18 protein-coding genes are annotated in these 17,726 nt (G+C 63.4%); 14 read left to right on the forward strand and 4 right to left on the reverse strand.

Annotated elements, in window-relative coordinates:
* Window position 1: 1 nt before the first annotated feature.
* Window positions 2–883 (reverse strand): ParA family protein, encoded by an 882-nt coding sequence (locus tag QMG25_RS08630; protein WP_283459280.1) that lies wholly within the window; start codon window positions 881–883, stop codon window positions 2–4.
* Between the two features lie 177 nt (window positions 884–1,060).
* Between QMG25_RS08630 and QMG25_RS08635 the strand changes: the two genes are divergently transcribed.
* The 3 genes from QMG25_RS08635 to QMG25_RS08645 all read left to right on the forward strand — a co-directional run bounded on the left by QMG25_RS08635 (window position 1,061) and on the right by QMG25_RS08645 (window position 5,094).
* Window positions 1,061–1,795: an ABC transporter ATP-binding protein gene (locus tag QMG25_RS08635; RefSeq protein ID WP_283459282.1), complete on the forward strand. Its 735-nt coding sequence runs from the start codon at window positions 1,061–1,063 to the stop codon at window positions 1,793–1,795.
* 7 nt (window positions 1,796–1,802) lie between these two features.
* A complete protein-coding gene (locus tag QMG25_RS08640; protein ID WP_283459284.1) occupies window positions 1,803–3,476 on the forward strand; it encodes a DUF6297 family protein in 1,674 nt (557 codons plus the stop codon).
* A gap of 334 nt (window positions 3,477–3,810) precedes the next feature.
* Window positions 3,811–5,094 carry a dicarboxylate/amino acid:cation symporter gene (locus QMG25_RS08645; protein WP_283459286.1) on the forward strand — a complete coding sequence of 428 codons (1,284 nt, stop codon included), beginning with the start codon at window positions 3,811–3,813 and terminating at the stop codon, window positions 5,092–5,094.
* A 141-nt stretch (window positions 5,095–5,235) separates the two neighbouring features.
* Here the strand turns inward: QMG25_RS08645 and QMG25_RS08650 are convergent, their stop codons facing one another.
* Window positions 5,236–7,134, reverse strand: a complete 1,899-nt coding sequence (locus QMG25_RS08650; RefSeq protein ID WP_283459288.1) for an AMP-binding protein — start codon at window positions 7,132–7,134, stop codon at window positions 5,236–5,238.
* 201 nt (window positions 7,135–7,335) lie between these two features.
* Here QMG25_RS08650 and QMG25_RS08655 point away from each other — a divergent pair, with 201 nt between their 5' ends.
* The 7 genes from QMG25_RS08655 to QMG25_RS08685 all read left to right on the forward strand — a co-directional run bounded on the left by QMG25_RS08655 (window position 7,336) and on the right by QMG25_RS08685 (window position 14,411).
* Window positions 7,336–8,016 carry a GntR family transcriptional regulator gene (locus QMG25_RS08655; RefSeq protein ID WP_283459291.1) on the forward strand — a complete coding sequence of 227 codons (681 nt, stop codon included), beginning with the start codon at window positions 7,336–7,338 and terminating at the stop codon, window positions 8,014–8,016.
* Window positions 8,013–9,533, forward strand: a complete 1,521-nt coding sequence (locus tag QMG25_RS08660) for an MmgE/PrpD family protein (protein WP_283459293.1) — start codon at window positions 8,013–8,015, stop codon at window positions 9,531–9,533. Before QMG25_RS08655 ends, QMG25_RS08660 begins: the two co-directional genes overlap by 4 nt.
* Before the next feature lies 1 nt (window position 9,534).
* Window positions 9,535–10,464 carry a methylisocitrate lyase gene (gene prpB, locus QMG25_RS08665; protein WP_283459295.1) on the forward strand — a complete coding sequence of 310 codons (930 nt, stop codon included), beginning with the start codon at window positions 9,535–9,537 and terminating at the stop codon, window positions 10,462–10,464.
* Between the two features lie 21 nt (window positions 10,465–10,485).
* Window positions 10,486–11,625: a bifunctional 2-methylcitrate synthase/citrate synthase gene (locus QMG25_RS08670; protein ID WP_283459296.1), complete on the forward strand. Its 1,140-nt coding sequence runs from the start codon at window positions 10,486–10,488 to the stop codon at window positions 11,623–11,625.
* 153 nt (window positions 11,626–11,778) lie between these two features.
* On the forward strand, window positions 11,779–12,108 hold the full coding sequence (locus QMG25_RS08675) for a cupin domain-containing protein (RefSeq protein WP_283459298.1): 330 nt from the start codon (window positions 11,779–11,781) through the stop codon (window positions 12,106–12,108).
* Between the two features lie 101 nt (window positions 12,109–12,209).
* Complete coding sequence (locus QMG25_RS08680; protein ID WP_283459300.1) at window positions 12,210–12,986, forward strand: type 1 glutamine amidotransferase domain-containing protein; 777 nt, start codon at window positions 12,210–12,212, stop codon at window positions 12,984–12,986.
* A gap of 294 nt (window positions 12,987–13,280) precedes the next feature.
* Complete coding sequence (locus QMG25_RS08685; RefSeq protein ID WP_283459302.1) at window positions 13,281–14,411, forward strand: FAD-dependent monooxygenase; 1,131 nt, start codon at window positions 13,281–13,283, stop codon at window positions 14,409–14,411.
* Between the two features lie 38 nt (window positions 14,412–14,449).
* Here the strand turns inward: QMG25_RS08685 and QMG25_RS08690 are convergent, their stop codons facing one another.
* On the reverse strand, window positions 14,450–14,626 hold the full coding sequence (locus QMG25_RS08690) for a hypothetical protein (RefSeq protein ID WP_283459304.1): 177 nt from the start codon (window positions 14,624–14,626) through the stop codon (window positions 14,450–14,452).
* 337 nt (window positions 14,627–14,963) lie between these two features.
* Here QMG25_RS08690 and QMG25_RS08695 point away from each other — a divergent pair, with 337 nt between their 5' ends.
* The 3 genes from QMG25_RS08695 to QMG25_RS08705 all read left to right on the forward strand — a co-directional run bounded on the left by QMG25_RS08695 (window position 14,964) and on the right by QMG25_RS08705 (window position 16,640).
* A complete protein-coding gene (locus QMG25_RS08695) occupies window positions 14,964–15,695 on the forward strand; it encodes a CPBP family intramembrane glutamic endopeptidase (RefSeq protein WP_283459305.1) in 732 nt (243 codons plus the stop codon).
* A gap of 87 nt (window positions 15,696–15,782) precedes the next feature.
* Window positions 15,783–16,406 carry a DinB family protein gene (locus tag QMG25_RS08700; RefSeq protein ID WP_283459306.1) on the forward strand — a complete coding sequence of 208 codons (624 nt, stop codon included), beginning with the start codon at window positions 15,783–15,785 and terminating at the stop codon, window positions 16,404–16,406.
* A 36-nt stretch (window positions 16,407–16,442) separates the two neighbouring features.
* On the forward strand, window positions 16,443–16,640 hold the full coding sequence (locus QMG25_RS08705; protein ID WP_283459307.1) for a hypothetical protein: 198 nt from the start codon (window positions 16,443–16,445) through the stop codon (window positions 16,638–16,640).
* Window positions 16,641–16,752: 112 nt separating this feature from the next.
* Here QMG25_RS08705 and QMG25_RS08710 read toward each other — a convergent pair whose 3' ends face one another.
* A complete protein-coding gene (locus QMG25_RS08710) occupies window positions 16,753–17,292 on the reverse strand; it encodes an 8-oxo-dGTP diphosphatase (protein WP_283459308.1) in 540 nt (179 codons plus the stop codon).
* A 152-nt stretch (window positions 17,293–17,444) separates the two neighbouring features.
* Between QMG25_RS08710 and QMG25_RS08715 the strand changes: the two genes are divergently transcribed.
* The gene (locus tag QMG25_RS08715) at window positions 17,445–17,726 is read left to right on the forward strand and encodes an FmdB family zinc ribbon protein (RefSeq protein ID WP_283459310.1); all 282 of its coding nucleotides are present in this window, start codon (window positions 17,445–17,447) and stop codon (window positions 17,724–17,726) included.

The following is a 17,726-nucleotide window of genomic DNA, read 5'->3' on the forward strand; positions in this document are numbered from 1 at the left end:
CTTACGGAGCGCCTCCGCGGGCGATCAGTTCTTTCGCCAGGCGACGGTAGGACTCGGCGCCCTGGTGGTTTGCCGCATAGGAGGTGATGGGTTCGGCCGCGACGGATGCGTCGGCAAACTTGATGGTGCGCTTGATGACGGTTTCGAAAACCTTGTCGCCGAAGGCTTCCATCAAGCGGGCCAGGACCTCGCGGGCATGGAGCGTGCGTGCGTCGTACATGGTGGCCAGCACACCGTCGACCTGCAGCCGCGGGTTCAGCCGGTCCTGGACCTTGTCAATGGTTTCCACCAACAGGGCCACTGCACGCAGCGAAAAGAATTCGCAGATCAGCGGGATGATGACGCCGTGGGCGGCCGTGAGCGCGTTGACGGTCAGCAGGCCAAGCGAGGGCTGGCAGTCAATGAGGACCACGTCGTAGTCGTCCTCAACCTTGCGCAGGGCGCTGGCCAGGACCTGCTCGCGGGCCACCTCGTTGACGAGCTGAACCTCCGCGGCGGACAGGTCGATGTTGGCCGGCAGGATGTCGATGTTCTCGATGTCGGTGTGGATGATGGCATCGCGGATGTCCACCTTCCGGTCCATCAAAACGTTGTAGACCGTGATGTCGAGTTCATGCGGATTGGTGCCCAAACCGGCAGAAAGGGCGCCCTGTGGATCAAAGTCGACGAGCAGCACCTTGCGCCCCGCTTCGGCGAGCGCGGCACCCAAGTTGATGGTCGACGTCGTTTTTCCCACGCCGCCTTTTTGATTCACCATCGCGATGACGCGGGCCGGGCCGTGGGAAGAAAGGACCGGTGGTTCTGGGAATTCCGTCAGCGGACGCCCTGTGGGGCCTAGTACGTCCTCGCCGGCAAGTGCCGTTGCACCCTGCTCGTTGCTCACCTGTCAGTCCACACTTTCGCTGCTAATTTATTCACCACTGCCATCACCTAGGTTACCGGTTGCAGCGGAGAACTTTTGGACATTTGCCGCGGACGGGTTTTGAGCCTTGAACTTCAAGTTGAAGCTGAATGTTTCCGGGAGGGGCCAAAGCAGGTCTCGCGCCTATACTTCCAAGTGATGAGCAAAGCTACCAGTCCCTCCCGAAAGAGTGCCCCTCCGCGCCAAGATGTGGTGCGTGCCGAGAAGCTCCAGGCCGGCTATGGCGGCCAAGGCGTGTGCGGTGTCGTGAGTTTCAGCCTGCATGCGGCCCAAGCGCTGGCCCTGGTGGGGCCCAACGGTGCCGGCAAGTCAACTGTTGTAAAAACCGTGGTGGGCCAGCTCGAGGCGGTTTCCGGGAGCACATTGATCAACGGCGCCAAGGTTGACGACCGCACCCTTGACTTCCGCCGCGAAGTGGCCGTGGTTTTTGACGACGACGCCTTCTTCCCGGCGTTGACGGTGGAGGAGCACTTGGCCATTGTCTCGGCCGGGCACGGCGTGGAGGACGTGGAGGAAACCATCGCCGCCGAGCTGGAGTTCTTCGGGCTTTCGGCACTGGGCAAGTCGCGGCCCTACAACCTGTCCTCGGGCCAGCGGCGCAGGATGCTGTTGGCTTCGGCGTTTGTGCGCCCGCGCTCCCTGCTGGTCCTCGACGAACCGGAGCAGCGCCTGGACACGGCCATGCGGCACAGGCTCGCCACACGCCTGCGCGCCGAAGTCGACGCCGGGCTCGCGTTGCTGCTTGTCACGCACGACCCCGATTTTCTCGCCACGGTGGCGACCAAGGCATTGTTCATTGCCGACACCATCCACACCATGACCCCGACGCAGGCGGCAACCGCCATCGCCTCCGAAAACCCGCACGCGGACTAGGCGCCCCATGAGCATGAAAATCAGCGAGCGCTTCAGCGCCAAGGACATTCGCCAATACACTTTCCGTGCCGGGCTCAGCCGCACCGAGGGCGGGCTCATGGAGCTCGTCTCGGAGGTCTACACCTCCATTTTGGGCGCCCTGACCCTGCTCACCATGGCAGGGGCCCTCATTGTGGCCCTGCGCCACAGCTTGGGCGTGGGAGACGAGTCGGCGCTGCTGGCATCGGCCATCTCTCCCGGCTTCCACTCCGTCACCCTTCTCCAGGCCAGTGCCACCGTGCTGCTGACCCTGGCGGCCGCCCTGCTGTCGGTGGAGATGACCATGGGCCCCGTGGCCATGACGCTGCCGCAAACTGCTTGGTGGCTGGGACTTCCCGTCCGCCGTCGCGGTTTCATTCAACCAGGCTTTTTGAAGTCGCTCATCTGGCCATCGGCAGCGGCATTGGCGGTGGTGCTCCCCATGGCACTGGGCATGGAAGTGAACCCCACGCCGGGACGGCTGGCACTCTCGGTCTTGTGCGGACTGGGCTTGGCCTGGCTGCTGTACGGCATTGCCAGCTGGTGCCAGATCACCGATTCGGGCGCATGGCTGAAGAAAACGATGGGCGCCATCACGTTGATTGCCCCGCTGACACTCGTGGCCACGGCACTGTTCAACAACGTTGCCGGCGGTGGCGCCATCACGGCCGCCAACACGGCTTGGATGGAGTACCTGCCCACGAGCTGGCCGCTGCTGGTGGCCGACGGCGCCACCTGGCCGCTGCTGCTGGTGGCCCTTGCGCTGGGACTGCTGGTCCTGGTGTTCCTGAACCTTGAACGCATCTCCACGGGGCAGCTGAAATCCAGTGCCGCGGCAGGCGCCTACGCCGCCAGCTCACTGCTTTCGATGGACGCCACGGAGCTGTCCCGTTCGCTGGGCGGCGAGACATCGGCCGGCACCAGCAGAATCCGCCTGCCGCTGATCTTCAAACGCGGCACGGCCTTCTCCCGCAGCGTCAAGACCTTGATCAGCACCCACGCCACCATGGCCCTGCGCTCCCCTGCGACCTTGTTGCGCGTGCTGGTACTGGCCGCCATTCCCGCCTCGCTGGCGTCGGTGGAGTTCCTGGGCAACGCGATCCTGATCGCCGTGGCGTTGTACCTGTGCGCACATTTTGCCGCCACCACGCTGGGGGCAACGGCCCGGTTTTCGGCAGGCAACCCTGCCGTGGACATGCTCATGCCGCTGCCGGCCAAGACCGTTCGGCTGGTGCACTACGCGGTGCCGGCTGCCGTGATGACTTTGTGGGCGCCCGTGTGCTTTGGGTTGCTGCTGGCGCTGGGAGTGGGCTCCCCGTCCCTGCTGGTTCTTGCCGTCTTGGCCGGGCCGGGACTGGGAGCCGCCACGTTGCGGGCTGCGTTCAGGCCAACCCCGGACTGGAACATGCCGGCGGTTGCCTCGCCCACGGGCCCCATCCCCATGGGTGCCATCAAGGCCTTCCTGATTGGCCCCGACCTGACGCTGATTGTGCTGCTGCCGGTGCTGATCGCGCTGATTGCCGGAGGCGTCCCGGCCATTGCCTTTCCGATCCAGCTGACCCTGACGTTCCTGGCGTACAAGTGGGGCACGCACGTGCGCAAGCCCAAGTCCGCCAAGGACGGCGGCCTGTTCGGAATACCGGCCGCACCCGTGCAGAAGTAGCAGCGCGGAAGTAGCCAACAACACCCACGGCCCGGCACCGGGCAATCAATAGCCAGCAATCAATACTGCAGCTGATGTGGGTCCCAGCGCCGGACACCCGCAGGAGCTGCAGTATAAATCTTGGCAACCCACATCAGCTGCAGTTTAAATCTTGGCAACCCGCAGGAGCTGCAGTACGGATGCGACCGGCCCGTCGTCGGCTCAGGGTCGGGGCGGACACAACCCAGGATTACGTGGCAGGGCCCACACCGTTTACTATTGCTGAGGCGTGTCTCGCGCCACAACCACGTCGCGCAACCCGCGCGTGCCGACCCCGTAGACCCGAGGACACCCCTTGAAGAAGCTGAAATCGATCCCCCTGCTCGGGTGGATAGTCCTGGCCATCATCCTAGGCATTTTGACCGGCCCCATCATGCCCGTGTGGCTTGGCAGCGTGTTTCTGACCTACAACTCAATCTTCTCGGGATTCCTCGGCTTTGTTGTGCCGCTGATCATCCTGGGGCTCATCATGCCTGCAGTTGCCGAGCTCGGCAAGGGTGCCGGAAAGTGGCTCGGGATCACTGCCGTGATCTCATACGGCTCCACGATCCTCGCGGGATTGCTCGCCTACTTCGTGAGCCGGTGGCTGTTCACCCCGGCACTGGAGGGCGGTGGCCTCGAAGCGTTCGGAGCAGAATCCGGATCGGGCTTTACCCCCTTCCTGACGATCGTGAGCAGCGCAGGCGAATCCGCGACTGAGATCGTGCTTCCTCCGGTGATTGGTGTCATGAGTGCGCTTGTGCTCGCCTTCGTGATCGGCATCGGCCTCACCACGTTCCACAGCAAGGTGCTCTTTCGCGGTGCCATCGAGTTCCGTACAATCATCGAGGCCGTGATCCGACGCATCATCGTGCCCGCACTGCCGCTGTTCATCTTCGGTATCTTCATGGACCTCTCGGCGAGCGGTTCGGCCATGTTGGTCGTCACGAAGTTCTTGCTCGTTGCCGTCGTGTCCCTCGCGTTGACGTTTGTGGTGCTGCTGGCACAATACTCGGTGGCGGGAACTATGACGGGGCTGAACCCGCTGAAGGCACTGTGGAACATGCGCGATGCGTACTTCACGGCACTCGGCACCTCATCCTCGGCCGCAACAATTCCGGTAACACTTGCCTCAACAAAGAAAAACCGCGTCTCCGGCTCGGTGGCAGGATTCGTCGTGCCGTTGTGTGCCACGATCCACTTGTCCGGCTCGATGGTGAAGATCGTTTGCTTCTCGATCGCTGTGCTGCTGCTGACCGGCGGTGACGTTGCGTTCGCGGCGTACCTGCCGTTCATCCTGATGCTGGGCATCATGATGATCGCCGCCCCGGGCGTTCCCGGCGGCGCAATCGCCGCCGCCGCGGGCCTGCTCGCGCAGATGCTCGGGTTCGGCGAAGTCGAAGTTGGCCTCATGTTTGCAGCGTACATTGCACTCGACAGCTTCGGCACGGCCGCGAACGTGACAGGCGATGGTGCCATCGCCCTGATCATGAACAAGCTCACGCGCGGACACCTCGGCACGCAGGCACAGGATCCGGACGACGAAAATATGGAAGCGGCAACGGGCAGCGAGACCGAATCGCACGCTCTGGCCCAATAGGCAGTCACAGCATCCGTTCAGCAGCTGATGCGGGTTCCGGGGACAAACACCCGCATCAGCTGCAACATGAACGAGTCCGCGCGCTGAACACCCGCATCAGCTGCAACATGAACAGGGCACGGCCGCAAAAACCAGCCCAGCCTAGCTGGGGCGCAGGATTGGACGCAGGTACTCGATGACGGAGCTGTCCTCGATGGTGGAGGGCACCTTGCAATCGTCGCCGTCGGCAATTTGGCGCATGGTCTTGCGCAGAATCTTCCCCGAGCGGGTCTTCGGCAGTGCCTCGACCACCACGGCGCTCTTGAAGTCGGCCACGGGCCCGATCTCCTTCCGCACCAGGGCCACCAATTCACGCTCCAAGTCCGCGGCTTGGATCGACACCCCGGCCTTGAGCACCACAAAACCCACGGCCTTTTGGCCCTTGAGCGCATCGGCAACACCAATGACGGCGCATTCAGCCACGGCCGGGTGGGTGCCCAGCACCTGCTCCATGCTTCCGGTGGAGAGCCGGTGCCCGGCGACGTTGATGATGTCATCGGTGCGGCCCATGACAAACACGTAGCCGTCCTGGTCGCGGTAGCCGGAATCCCCCGTCGTGTAGTAACCCTCAAACACGGACAAGTATGAATCCACATAGCGCTGGTCGTTGTTCCACAAGGTGGTCAGCGTGCCAGGGGGCAGCGGCAGGGCAAGCACAATGTTGCCCTCCTCCCCCGGCGCCACCTCGGCCCCGACGGCATCCACAACGCGCAGGTCGTAGCCGGGCAGCGGCAGCGACGGCGACCCTGCCTTGATCGGCAGCCCGCCCATCCCCTGCGGATTGCCCACAATTCCCCAGCCTGTCTCGGTCTGCCACCAGTGGTCCACCACGGGCACGCCGAGCACCTTCGAGGCCCAGTGGAACGTGTCGGTGTCCAGCCGCTCACCGGCAGTGAACAGCGTTTGGAGGGTGCCGACGTCGTACTTCTTCAGCAGCTCCGCCTCCGGATCCATCTTCCTAATGGCGCGCAGAGCCGTCGGAGCGGTGAACAGCGCCTTGACCCCATGCTGGGCAATGACACGCCAAAATGCGCCGGCGTCGGGCGTGCCCACCGGCTTGCCCTCGTACATCAGCGTGGTGGCGCCGGCCAGCAGCGGCCCGTAAACAATGTACGAGTGCCCCACCACCCAGCCCACGTCCGACGCCGTCCACCACACGTCGCCGGCCTGGACGTTGTACAGCTTGTCCATGGTCCACAGAAGTGCGACGGCGTGTCCCCCGTTGTCGCGCACCACCCCCTTGGGCACGCCGGTGGTGCCGGAGGTGTAGAGCACGTAGAGCGGGTCGGTTGACTTCACCATGACGGGGTCGGCGGGCTGCGCGCCGGCCATGGCCGCGTCCCAGTCCACCGCCGTGAGCTCATGTTCGACGGCGCTCTCGGCGAAGCCTTCCCGCCGCTTGATGATGACGGGCAGCTCCGGGACGCCTGCCTTGGCAAGTGCCTCATGGACGGTGGGCAGGTAGTTGATCTGCTTGTTGGGTTCGAGCCCGCCCGAGGTCGTGACAATGGCCTTGGGTGCGGCGTCGAGGATCCTGACGGACAACTCGCTGGCCGCAAACCCGCCAAACACCACCGAGTGGATGGCACCCAGGCGGGCGGTGGCGAGCATGGCGATGGCGGCCTCGGGGATCATGGGCAGGTAGATGACGACGCGGTCGCCCCTGCCCACGCCTAGACTGCGCAGCACACCGGCGAATGTGGCCACTGCGGCGGTGAGTTCGCTGTACGTGTACGTGGTGACTTCCCCGCGCATGGCCGAGTCGTGGATCAGCGCCGTCTGGTCCCCCCTCCCGGCGGCAACATGCCTGTCAAGGGCGTTGTGGCAGGTGTTCATTTCACCGTCCGGGAACCAGCGGCTCAACGGCGCATCTTCGTCGCTGTGGGCGCGGCTTGGCTTGGCCGCCCAGTCAACCGCGTTGGCGGCCTCAAGCCAGAACCCTTCCGGATCACTGAGGCTGCGTTGGTATTCCTCGCTGAAACTGCTGTTGTGCAGGGGCATTCCGGTTCTCCATCCACGGTGATGTGATGAGTGCCATACTAGCCGTGACTACCGAACCTCAACAAGGGTCCATGTATACATAAATCAAATATCTATCCATATTTCTCGAATTATTGCCCAATGCCTGCGTTCTTTGTATACACTGATGGCACGTTGCATTCCACGCATCGCAACGGGGCACCAGAGCAGCGGAAAGGATCCATGCGAGCCAGCGAACGCGCCTATGCGGCCTTGCGCAGCGACATTATCGAATGGCGACTGACTCCCGGAACCGTGCTGGGCGAGGTGGAACTCTCCGAGCGACTGGGAGTTTCGCGGACACCCATTCGTGAGGCGTTGGCCAAGCTTAGCGCCGAAGGCCTGGCACAACCACAAAGCGGGCGCGGGGTGGTGGTCAGCGAAATTTCCCTTGACCACCTGGACGAGCTTTTCGAACTGCGCTCCGCGTTGGAATGCAGGGCCGCCGAACTGGCCGCCCAGCGTGGGGACCCCGCCGTCTTCAGGGTCCTGCACGAACAACTGGCCAACGCCGGGGAGCTGCTCACCAGCGAAGACCCCACCCGCCACGACTACTACCAACTGGTGGCCGAGCTGGATACGGCCGTTGACGCCGCCGTCGGAAATCACTACCTGAACCAAGCGCTGAAGAACCTGCGCGTCCATCTTGTCCGGGTGCGCCGGCTGTCCCAGGACAATCCCGCCCGACTGCGCGACGCGGCCCGCGAACATGCGGCAATTGCGCTGGCCATCGCCAACGGAAACTCCGCCGTGGCCAGCGCCGCGACCACCGTCCACCTGGACTACAGCCTGCGCCACCTGCTGGGCACCGCTGCCAAAGAACTTCCACAACTCCGTTTTCCCCCTGCGAAAGGATCATCATGACCATCGACCACACAGTTCGCGTCTACAAGAGCGAGGAAAACCTGGCCCACGAGGACCAGCTCGCCTACAAGATCGCCAAGGTTGCCACCGACCCCGTCGCCGTCAACGCCGAGGCGACGGACATGATCATCAACCGCGTCATCGACAACGCCTCGGTGGCCGTCGCCTCCCTGAACCGCGGCCCCATCGTGGCAGCTCGTGCCCAGGCCCTGGCACACGCGCCCTCCACCGGCGGCAGCGGCGCCAACGTCTTTGGCATCACGGAAAAGGTTTCCCCCGAGTGGGCGGCCTGGGCCAATGGCGTGGCCGTGCGCGAGCTGGACTACCATGACACTTTCCTCTCCGCCGAGTACTCCCACCCGGGCGACAACATCCCGCCGATCCTCGCCGTTGCCCAGCACACCGGGGCCTCCGGCGCGGACCTTTTGCGCGGCATTGCCACCGGCTACGAAATCCAGGTGGACCTGGTGAAGTCCATCTGCCTGCACGAGCACAAGATTGACCATGTGGCCCACCTCGGCCCGTCCGCCGCCGCCGGCATCGGCACCCTGCTGGGCCTTGACGTGGAGACCATCTTCCAGGCCGTCGGCCAGGGCCTGCACACCACCACCGCCACCCGCCAGTCGCGCAAGGGCGAGATTTCCACCTGGAAGGCGCACGCCCCCGCGTTCGCCGGCAAGATGGCCGTCGAGGCAGCGGACAGGGCCATGCGAGGACAGACGTCCCCCGTGCCGATCTACGAAGGCGAAGACGGAGTCATCGCCTGGATGCTTGACGGTCCCGACGCCAAATACACCGTGCCGCTGCCTGCCGAGGGAGAAGCCAAGCGCGCCATCCTCGACACCTACACCAAGGAACACTCGGCCGAATACCAGGCGCAGGCGTGGATCGATTTGGCCCGCAAACTGCACAAGGAGCACCCGGAAGCCACCGATCCGGCGAACGTGGAGAGCGTGCTGATCAAGTCCAGCCACCACACCCACTACGTGATCGGCTCCGGCGCCAACGACCCGCAGAAGTACGATCCCACCGCCTCGCGCGAGACCCTTGACCACTCCATCCCGTACATCTTCACGGTGGCATTGCAGGACGGTTCCTGGCACCACGTGGACTCGTACTCCCCCGAGCGTGCCGGCCGCCCCGACACGGTGGAGCTGTGGCACAAGGTCACCACGGCGGAGGATGCCGAATGGACGCGCCGCTACCACTCCCTCGACATTGCCGAGAAGGCTTTTGGCGGCACCGTGGTCATCACGCTCAAGGATGGCACCGTCATCGAGGAATCGATCGCCCTCGCCGATGCGCACCCGCTCGGTGCCCGGCCCTTCGCCCGCGCCCAGTACATCAACAAGTTCCGCACCTTGGCTGCCGGGCTCGTGGAGGAAGCAGAGATCAACCGCTTCCTCGCGGCAGCGGAGAACCTGCCCAACCTGGCCGCCGGGGAACTGGACCAGTTGAACATTCAGGCGGCGCCCGGCGTCGTCGATCTGGCGGCAGCACCCAAGGGACTGTTCTAGGATGCTGTACTCCAAGAAAACCCCCGAGCAAAAGCGCTTGGACCTGCGCGGGATGCTGGTTCCCGGGGCTGCCGTGCAGTTCCCGGGTGCCTTCAACCCGCTCTCGGCGCGCCTCATCGAGGAAAAGAAGTTCGACGGCGTGTACATCTCCGGTGCCGTGCTCGCCAACGAACTGGGCCTGCCGGACATAGGCATGACCACGCTGACCGAGGTGGCCGCCCGTGGCGCACAGATTGCGCGCATGACGGATCTACCGTGCCTGATCGACGCCGACACCGGGTTTGGGGAGCCAATGAACGTGGCCCGCACCATCGCCGAGCTGGAGAATGCAGGGCTGGCCGGCTGCCACATCGAAGACCAGTTCAACCCCAAGCGCTGCGGCCACCTGGACGGCAAGAACATGGTGGACCTCGACACGGCAGTCAAGCGCGTTGCCGCTGCCGCCGATGCCCGGCGGGATGCGAACTTCCTCATCATGGCCCGCACCGACATCCGAGCGGTGGAGGGTCTGGATGCCGCGATAGAGCGGGCGAAGGCCCTGGTCGACGCCGGGGCAGACGCCATCTTCCCGGAAGCCATGAAGAACGTGGCCGAGTTTGAGGCCGTGTGCAAGGCCGTCGATGTCCCGGTGTTGGCAAATATGACGGAGTTTGGCAAAAGTGAGCTGTTCACCCGCGACGAGCTCGCTGCGGCGGGGGTCGCCATGGTGATTTACCCCGTCACCTTGCTGCGCAGCGCCATGGGTGCCGCCGAGCGGGTTCTTGAAGCGATCAACGCCCACGGCACCCAGAAAGCTGCCGTGCCGGACATGCTCACACGTGCGCGCCTCTACGATCTGGTTGACTATGAGGCGTACAACCAATTTGATACAGGTATCTTCAATTTTCAGGTCCCCAGCTTGGACATTGACAACAACAGCGCCAACCTCTAAGTCTCCAAAGGAGTGCACACCGTGAGTGAAGAAGAAGTACGCAAGGGTCTTGCCGGAGTGGTCGCAGACTACACGGCTATTTCCAAGGTCAACTCCGAGTCCAATTCACTGCTGTACCGCGGCTACCCCGTGCAGGAGCTGGCGGAGAAGAAATCCTTTGAGGAAGTGGCGCTGCTCCTGTGGACGGGGGAACTGCCCACCGAGGAAGCGCTGACCTCCTTTGAGGCGTTTGATCGGGCCAACCGTTCGTTGGATTCAGCAGTCAAGGCCGCCATCGACCTGCTGCCCGTTGGCTGCCACCCCATGGACATTTCCCGCACCGCCGTGTCCGTCATGGGCGCCAACAACGCCCTCGCCGAGAACTCCTCCCCCGACGCGGAACTGGAAAAGGCGAAGACGCTCTTCTCCGCGTTCCCCGCCGTCGTGGCCTATGAGCAGCGCCGCCGCCGGGGTCTGGATTTGGTGGAGCCGCGCGAGGATTTGGATTACTCGGCCAACTTCCTGTGGATGGCCTTCGGCGAGGAGCCTGCACCTGACGTCGTCGAGGCTTTCCGCGTCTCCATGGTGCTGTACGCCGAACACTCGTTCAACGCTTCGACGTTCACGGCCCGCGTCATCACCTCCACACTCTCCGACCTGCACTCGGCCGTGACAGGTGCCATTGGCGCGCTCAAGGGAGCCTTGCACGGCGGTGCCAACGAGGCTGTCATGCACACCTTCGACGAGATTGGCATCCGTGCCGATGAGTCCCGCGAAGAGGCTGCCGCCCGCGCCAAGTCTTGGATGGAGGACGCGCTGGCCGCCAAGAAGAAGGTCATGGGCTTCGGCCACCGGGTCTACAAAAACGGCGACTCCCGGGTGCCCACCATGAAGGCAGCCCTGGAGCGGATGGTTGCCCATTACGACCGCCCCGAAATGATGGGCCTGTACGACGGGCTGGAGCAGGCCATGGACGAGGCGAAGGCGATCAAGCCGAACCTCGACTATCCGGCAGGGCCCACGTACAGCCTGATGGGCTTTGACACGGACATGTTCACCCCGTTGTTCATTGCCGCCCGCATCACCGGCTGGACGTCGCACATCATGGAGCAGCGCGCGAACAATGCGCTGATCCGTCCGCTGAGCGCCTACAACGGCGTTCCCGAGCGCCACGTTTCCTAGCTTTTCAAGGGAAACCGCTTATCAAGGCAGGCCGTCGCCCCCACCCCTGTTGGGCGGGCGACGGCCTTGTTGTTTAACCTGCGCCCAAGTCCAGCACCTTGAGGGTACTGTGAGGGAAAGCAGATACGAGCCGGGCACTTGCAAAGGAGCATCATGGAAAAGTCATCCCTGACAGCGTTGGCACGGGAACTGATGGTTTCCGCCAAGGGCAAGAACAGCGGACGCAGTGCCCGCACTGTCTACGGAGGGCACGAGCGCACTCTGCGGCAAACCGTCGTGGCGTTGTCCGCGGGGTCCTCCCTGGATGAACATGACAATCCCGGCGAAGCAACGGTTCAGGTGCTGAGCGGGCGCATCTTGCTGAAAGCAGGAGAAGTGAGCTGGGAAGGCTCCCCTGGCGACCATTTGGTGGTTCCGCTGGCACGGCACTCGGTGGATGCGTTGGAGGACTCCGCGTTCCTGTTGACGGTCGCCAAGCCCTGAACACAAGATTCGCCGCTGGACATTGGCTGCAGAACTTAAACTCGACTAGGCGACTCGTGAGGCATTCGCCTAGGGTGGGAGACGGACGAAAGGAGCATTTCATGAAGAAAATCCTCATGGTACTGACCAGCGTTTCCGAGATACCCGACACCGGGGAGAAGACCGGCTACAACGTGGCCGAGGCGGCACATCCCTGGAAGGTCTTCAAGGATTCCGGGCATTTCGTCGACTTCGCTTCCATCAAGGGCGGCCAGCCACCGCACGACACGGTGGACACGGATGATCCAATCCAGGTTGCTTTCACGGAGGACGAGGCCACGCGCGCCGGACTTTACAACACGGCCCGCGTCGACGTCGTAGATCCCGAACAGTACGACGCCGTCTACCTCGTGGGCGGCCATGGCACCATGTGGGACTTCCCGGACAGCGAAGGCCTGCAGAACTTGGTGGCAGGGGTCTACAACGCCGGTGGCGTGGTGGGCGCGGTCTGCCACGGACCGGCAGGCCTGGTGAACGTGGAAATGAAGAACGGGATACACCTCGTCAATGGCCGGAAGGTGGCGGCCTTCACCAACGACGAGGAGGTTGCTGCGGGGAAGGATAAAGTCATCCCGTTTTTCCTGGCAGACCGGCTCGAGGAAAAGGGCGCCACCCACGTTTCCACCGACGTCTTCGAGGAAAAGGTCGTGGTGGACGAGCGGCTGGTGACAGGCCAGAACCCGGCATCCGCGGCTGGCGTGGCCAAGGAGATGGAAAAACTCTTGGCCGAGGTCATCCACCAGGAGAAGGCCGAGGAGCAGCACGAGGCGGACGCCCTGCGTGCCGAGAAGGACGCCAAGAAGGCAGCCGCTGCGGCCGCAGCTGAAGCGGAGCACTGACACCAACAACGCACTGAAATTGACGGCCGCCCCGACACCGGGGCGGCCGTCATTCTTCGTTTCCGGCCGGCGGAACGCCCACGGTCCCAACAACTCGGCACCGTTTCATCGGCGGACGCAGGCGAAGTGCGCCCTTCGCGAACCAGCTCGAAGCCCGCTCATCGGCGGGTATAGGGTAAACGGACTTGGTGGCTGCTGCTCCAGTGGACGACTCGCCGATCCGGTGGGGCAGTTCAGCTGTGTGGATGTCGCCAGACATGACTCGAATACGTTCCTGACGGAAAGGGGAAGGACTTGCCCCGAACCCAAACGACTGTTGGTCCGATTCCAGAAAGAGGGACCGCCGTTGTGGTGGGCGCCTCCTTGGCCGGTTTGGCGCTATCCATTTCCCTGGCCCGGTCGGGACTGACAGTGACAGTGCTTGAACGGGCCGTGGAGCAGCGGAACGGCGGCACGGGCCTGCGACTCTGGGGTGGAATGGGTGAGACCGTGCAGAGGCGGGACGGTTCGGGAATCCGGGTCCCCACCATCGCCTCGATCGCTTCAGCCGGCGTCCCGGGTCCTGTTGGCTGGGCCATGGTCCGTCGTCGTCTTGCGGATGCCGCTGCCAATGAACCGGGCATGGCAATTCGGTACGACACCGAGGTTGTGAAAATCGGAGCGGACGCAGATTCCGCGTGGGCCCGTGACACCGCGGGCTTGGTCTACACGGGAGACATCCTGCCAGGTGACGACGGGCATCGCAGCATGGTGCGTCGCAGCATAGACCCCGAACACCCTGATGCAAGGTATGCGGGTTACACCATCTGGACCGGCAAGGCGCCCTGCGATGCGGCGCCCGGGTGGCAGGAGGGCCGCAACTACATGAACATGATCACCCTGCCCAATCAGGATGGCGCAATGATCGTGGGCGAAACACAGACCAACGACGAGCCGCGACGGTATTTCTGGCAGTGGTATGACCCCACCAGCGACAATTATTTGCGCGAAGCCGGGGCACTGGTCGGCAGCGTTTCCCAATACTCCCTTGTCAACGAGAACAGTGCAGCGTCGAAGTACGCCGACATCCACCGCCGCGCCGCCCACTGGCCCGCACCATGGGATGACATTGTCCGCCACAGCGTCCGACGGCAAAGCGTCATCGCCACCCCGATCGCCGAGTATGTCCCTCGGCGCTTGGCGCGCGGCAGGATGGCGATCATCGGCGACGCTGCCCATGTGCCCTCGCCCGTGACCGATGCCGGCTTCGATACCGGGCTGGGAGACGCCGAGACCCTGGGCGAACTCACCGACCATGGAGTGATCGGCGAGCAGGGCCTGAAAGTGCTCCGAGAATATGAAAAGCAGCGGCTGATAACCGCTCAACGGATGGTCAGGTCCGGACAGGGCTTTGGTGACAGCCTGCTCGACAGCGCGAACAGCTGACACGGCGCAACATGTGGCACGTTGCGCCAGCCGGCCGCTTACTTTCTAGCCAGGAACAACGCGAACGGCCGCACTGGACCGCCTTCCAGTTGCGCACGAAACTCTGCGCTGATGAAGATGTCGTACCGGAACGTGCCGGTGTCGCGCTCCTGCACGATCTCCAGGCACTGGCGCGACGGCCTTTTGAACTGCGCAATGCCGAGAAGTCCACCCATCGGGTTCGTGCCTTCCTGTACGTGATTGGCGTCAATTAAAGCCGGATAGCTCCGGTGCCTGCGACCAACTTACCGGACGAGCCCGCTACTGGAACCTTCACACTGGCGACACGGAACGCCGCCGGCTTGAGGGGAAACTCTTTGGGATAGCATTCAGCTCATGAGGCCTCCCTCGGCGAATGCCGCCTGTCAGACCGTGAAAGCGCCCGGGATTGTGGCCCGGCACCCCCTCCCAAGTTTTTTCGTTATCGCGTTCGCGTTCTCATGGATCGCTTGGTGTCCGTGGTGGCTGGGTCAGGACGGACTCGGGCTGCTGCCGATTCCAGGCTCCATTCAGGTGCTGGCGTTGGTAAACCCGCTGGGCATCTTTGGCCCCGCCATTGCTGCTTTCATCGTTACTCGATCCATGGAAGGCAGCGCAGGAGTCCGGCGTTTGTGGGCTAGCGTGACGACGCTTCGGTTTGGTTTGGGGTGGTGGGGCGTAGCCCTGCTCGGTATTCCGGCACTGCTGCTGATCGGGGCCCTGCTCCTGCCTGGACCTGTGGAGTCGTTCACCACCAACGGTTTGGGAGCAGTCCTGCTGATCTACCCGGCGCAGTTTCTGGGCATCGTCTTTTTGGGAGGCGGCATGGAAGAAGTGGGCTGGCGTGGATTTGCCCAGCCCAGACTCCAAAAGAAGCACTCGCCGCTGGTGGCCGCGCTGCTGATCGGCGTCGTCTGGGCTGCGTGGCATGCACCGCTGTTCCTGACCAAAACCTGGGACACTCCCCGCAGCAACGTGGCGCAGGTCTTCCTCTACGCGGTGGTCGTCATCGGGCTGTCGGTGATCATGGCTTGGATCCGCAATGCCAGCGGCAGCACTCTTGCCGCTGTCCTGGCCCACGCCTCCGTGAATGGCACCCTGGGCGTCTTGGTGGTCGCGTTCCCAGGCTCCCTGGTAGAAACCACAAACTGGTGGGGCCTCGGCATCATACTGGCCGCAGCTGTGCTTGCGCTGGTGACAAAAGGCCATCTCGGTGACACAAACAAAATGGCGGGGCCCCTTGCCAAGTCGGCGCAACCCGCCTAGCCAACCGGCGGCCGGTGGAGGGCCCTTTCCTGACACCGGGTTCGTATTGGCTTGCCATCGGCCGTCGACTGCTCCACGCTGGCAGACATGAGTGAAATTGCCAAGACGGAGCTGCGCCGGTATTTGCAGGATGGCCGTGATGCGATTGTGTGGAAGCTTGAGGGTCTGTCCGAGTACGATCTACGCCGTCCCTTGACACCGACCGGTCCGAACCTGCTCGGGCTGGTCAAGCACTTGGCCGGGGTCGAAGCCGGGTACTTCGGCGTAGTCTTCGACCGCCCCTTCGGTGCGGAATTAAGCTCGCTTTCGCCCAATGCCGAGCCGAATGAGGACATGTGGGCGCGGTCTGGAGAATCCCGCGACGAGATGGTCGGCCTATATCAACGGGTGTGGGCACATGCCGACGCAACAATTTCCCTGCTGCCACTTGATGCTTCCGGTTGTGTGCCGTGGTGGCGTGCGGCGAGCAACCCGGTCAGCCTCGCCCGCATATTGGTACACGTGACTGCCGAAACGCATCGGCATGCCGGTCATGCTGACATCGTGCGCGAATTGGCTGACGGGAGCGTGGGACACCGGGACGGCAACGACAATATGGCAGCCGGCGACCAGGCGTGGTGGCACGAGTACTGCGCTCATCTAGAGTCGGTCGCACGCGGGTTCGGGGACCAGACCCAACCGCGCGCAACCGAACCTCACCAGCAGCGATAGCGACGTCGCCTGCCAACCGTGTGAAAGGATGCTTGCATGGAAAATTTGCAGATCGACGGGCTGAGTGTCTTCGCCAAGGGCGTGTTCCCCGTTGAAATCTCAGCCGGCAAGCGCATCAACGCAAATCATCGGGTCCCCGTACTGGCCTCCGTGGATGCCACGACCGGAGAGGTCCGTTTTTACGTGGATTCGGAGGCGATCGCGATTCTGCGTCGCGACACCGACAAACGTTGACTAAACCCGACCGCGTAGGGATGTGTGCCATTGACGGAGCAAGGTCATTCGGAACAGGCGAAATGGGCGGCATTAATTGTTCCAGCGGTCCTCCTTGTTGCCATCGGATCAGCTAGCTGCCGCCATCCTCGCCGTCGAGTGCACGGTGGGCGGGCGCCTGGTTTTGCGGAGCAGATGTGTGGGTGCTTGATGCCACCGTTTCGTTGTCGTCGTTGAGAACCACCTCCCAATGGCCCCTTTCTCCGGCAAGGAAGGCGGGGACCCAGTGGCTTGCATCGGCCCACATGTGCCGGTGCGGCAGCTTGTCCACTGGGTACCAGCGCGGCTGAAGCTCCGAACTTTCCAGTGGCTCGCCAGCAAACTTTCGGCAGAGAAACACTGTGGTGAACATGTCCCACGCCGGCTTGGCAGGGAAAATGAATTCAACTGTTCCCGCCGGCACCAGGTCCAATGCCTCAACGGTGATGCTGCTTTCCTCGGCCACTTCACGGCAGATGGCCTGCACCACGGACTCGCCCGCTTCCACATGGCCGCCAATGCCCACCACTTTCCCGGTCCCCACGCCGGTCTTTTTCAGACCCAGCAGCACTTGCTCGCCGCCATCCTCACCAGTACGGAGGGGGAAGCAGAGGGTCACTTGGGCGGCAGTCATGCCCCCAGCCTAGGGCACGTTGCCAGCTTCAGGCCCCAATTTTCTCGACGCGATTGGGAGCAGGCCAGCCATTGACGTTGCTACGGACGCAGGATACCTTGGCAGCTAAGCTGCCCCTGCCCCTTGGGGTATTCCGGTTACAGGAGTGGTCAATGCCTCTGTATGAATTCCGCTGTCACGACGGCACCGTCTTTGAAGCCACCTTCACCATGGCCGAGGTCCCCGATCAGCAGGCCTGCCCCGGCTGTGGCCAGCCGGCTCGCCGACGCATTTCACCACCGCGGCTCTCCATCGCCGGCACTGCAGCGTATTCCCTGACTGACGCCACGAAAAGCAGCGCCCATGCGCCGCCTGTCGTGTCGTCCACGGGCCCCGTCGGCCGTGCCCAGAGGTACACGCAAAACCCGCTGCACCAAAAATTGCCGCGCCCATGA

This window comes from Arthrobacter sp. H35-D1 (assembly GCF_030063185.1).
Lineage (GTDB): Bacteria > Actinomycetota > Actinomycetes > Actinomycetales > Micrococcaceae > Specibacter.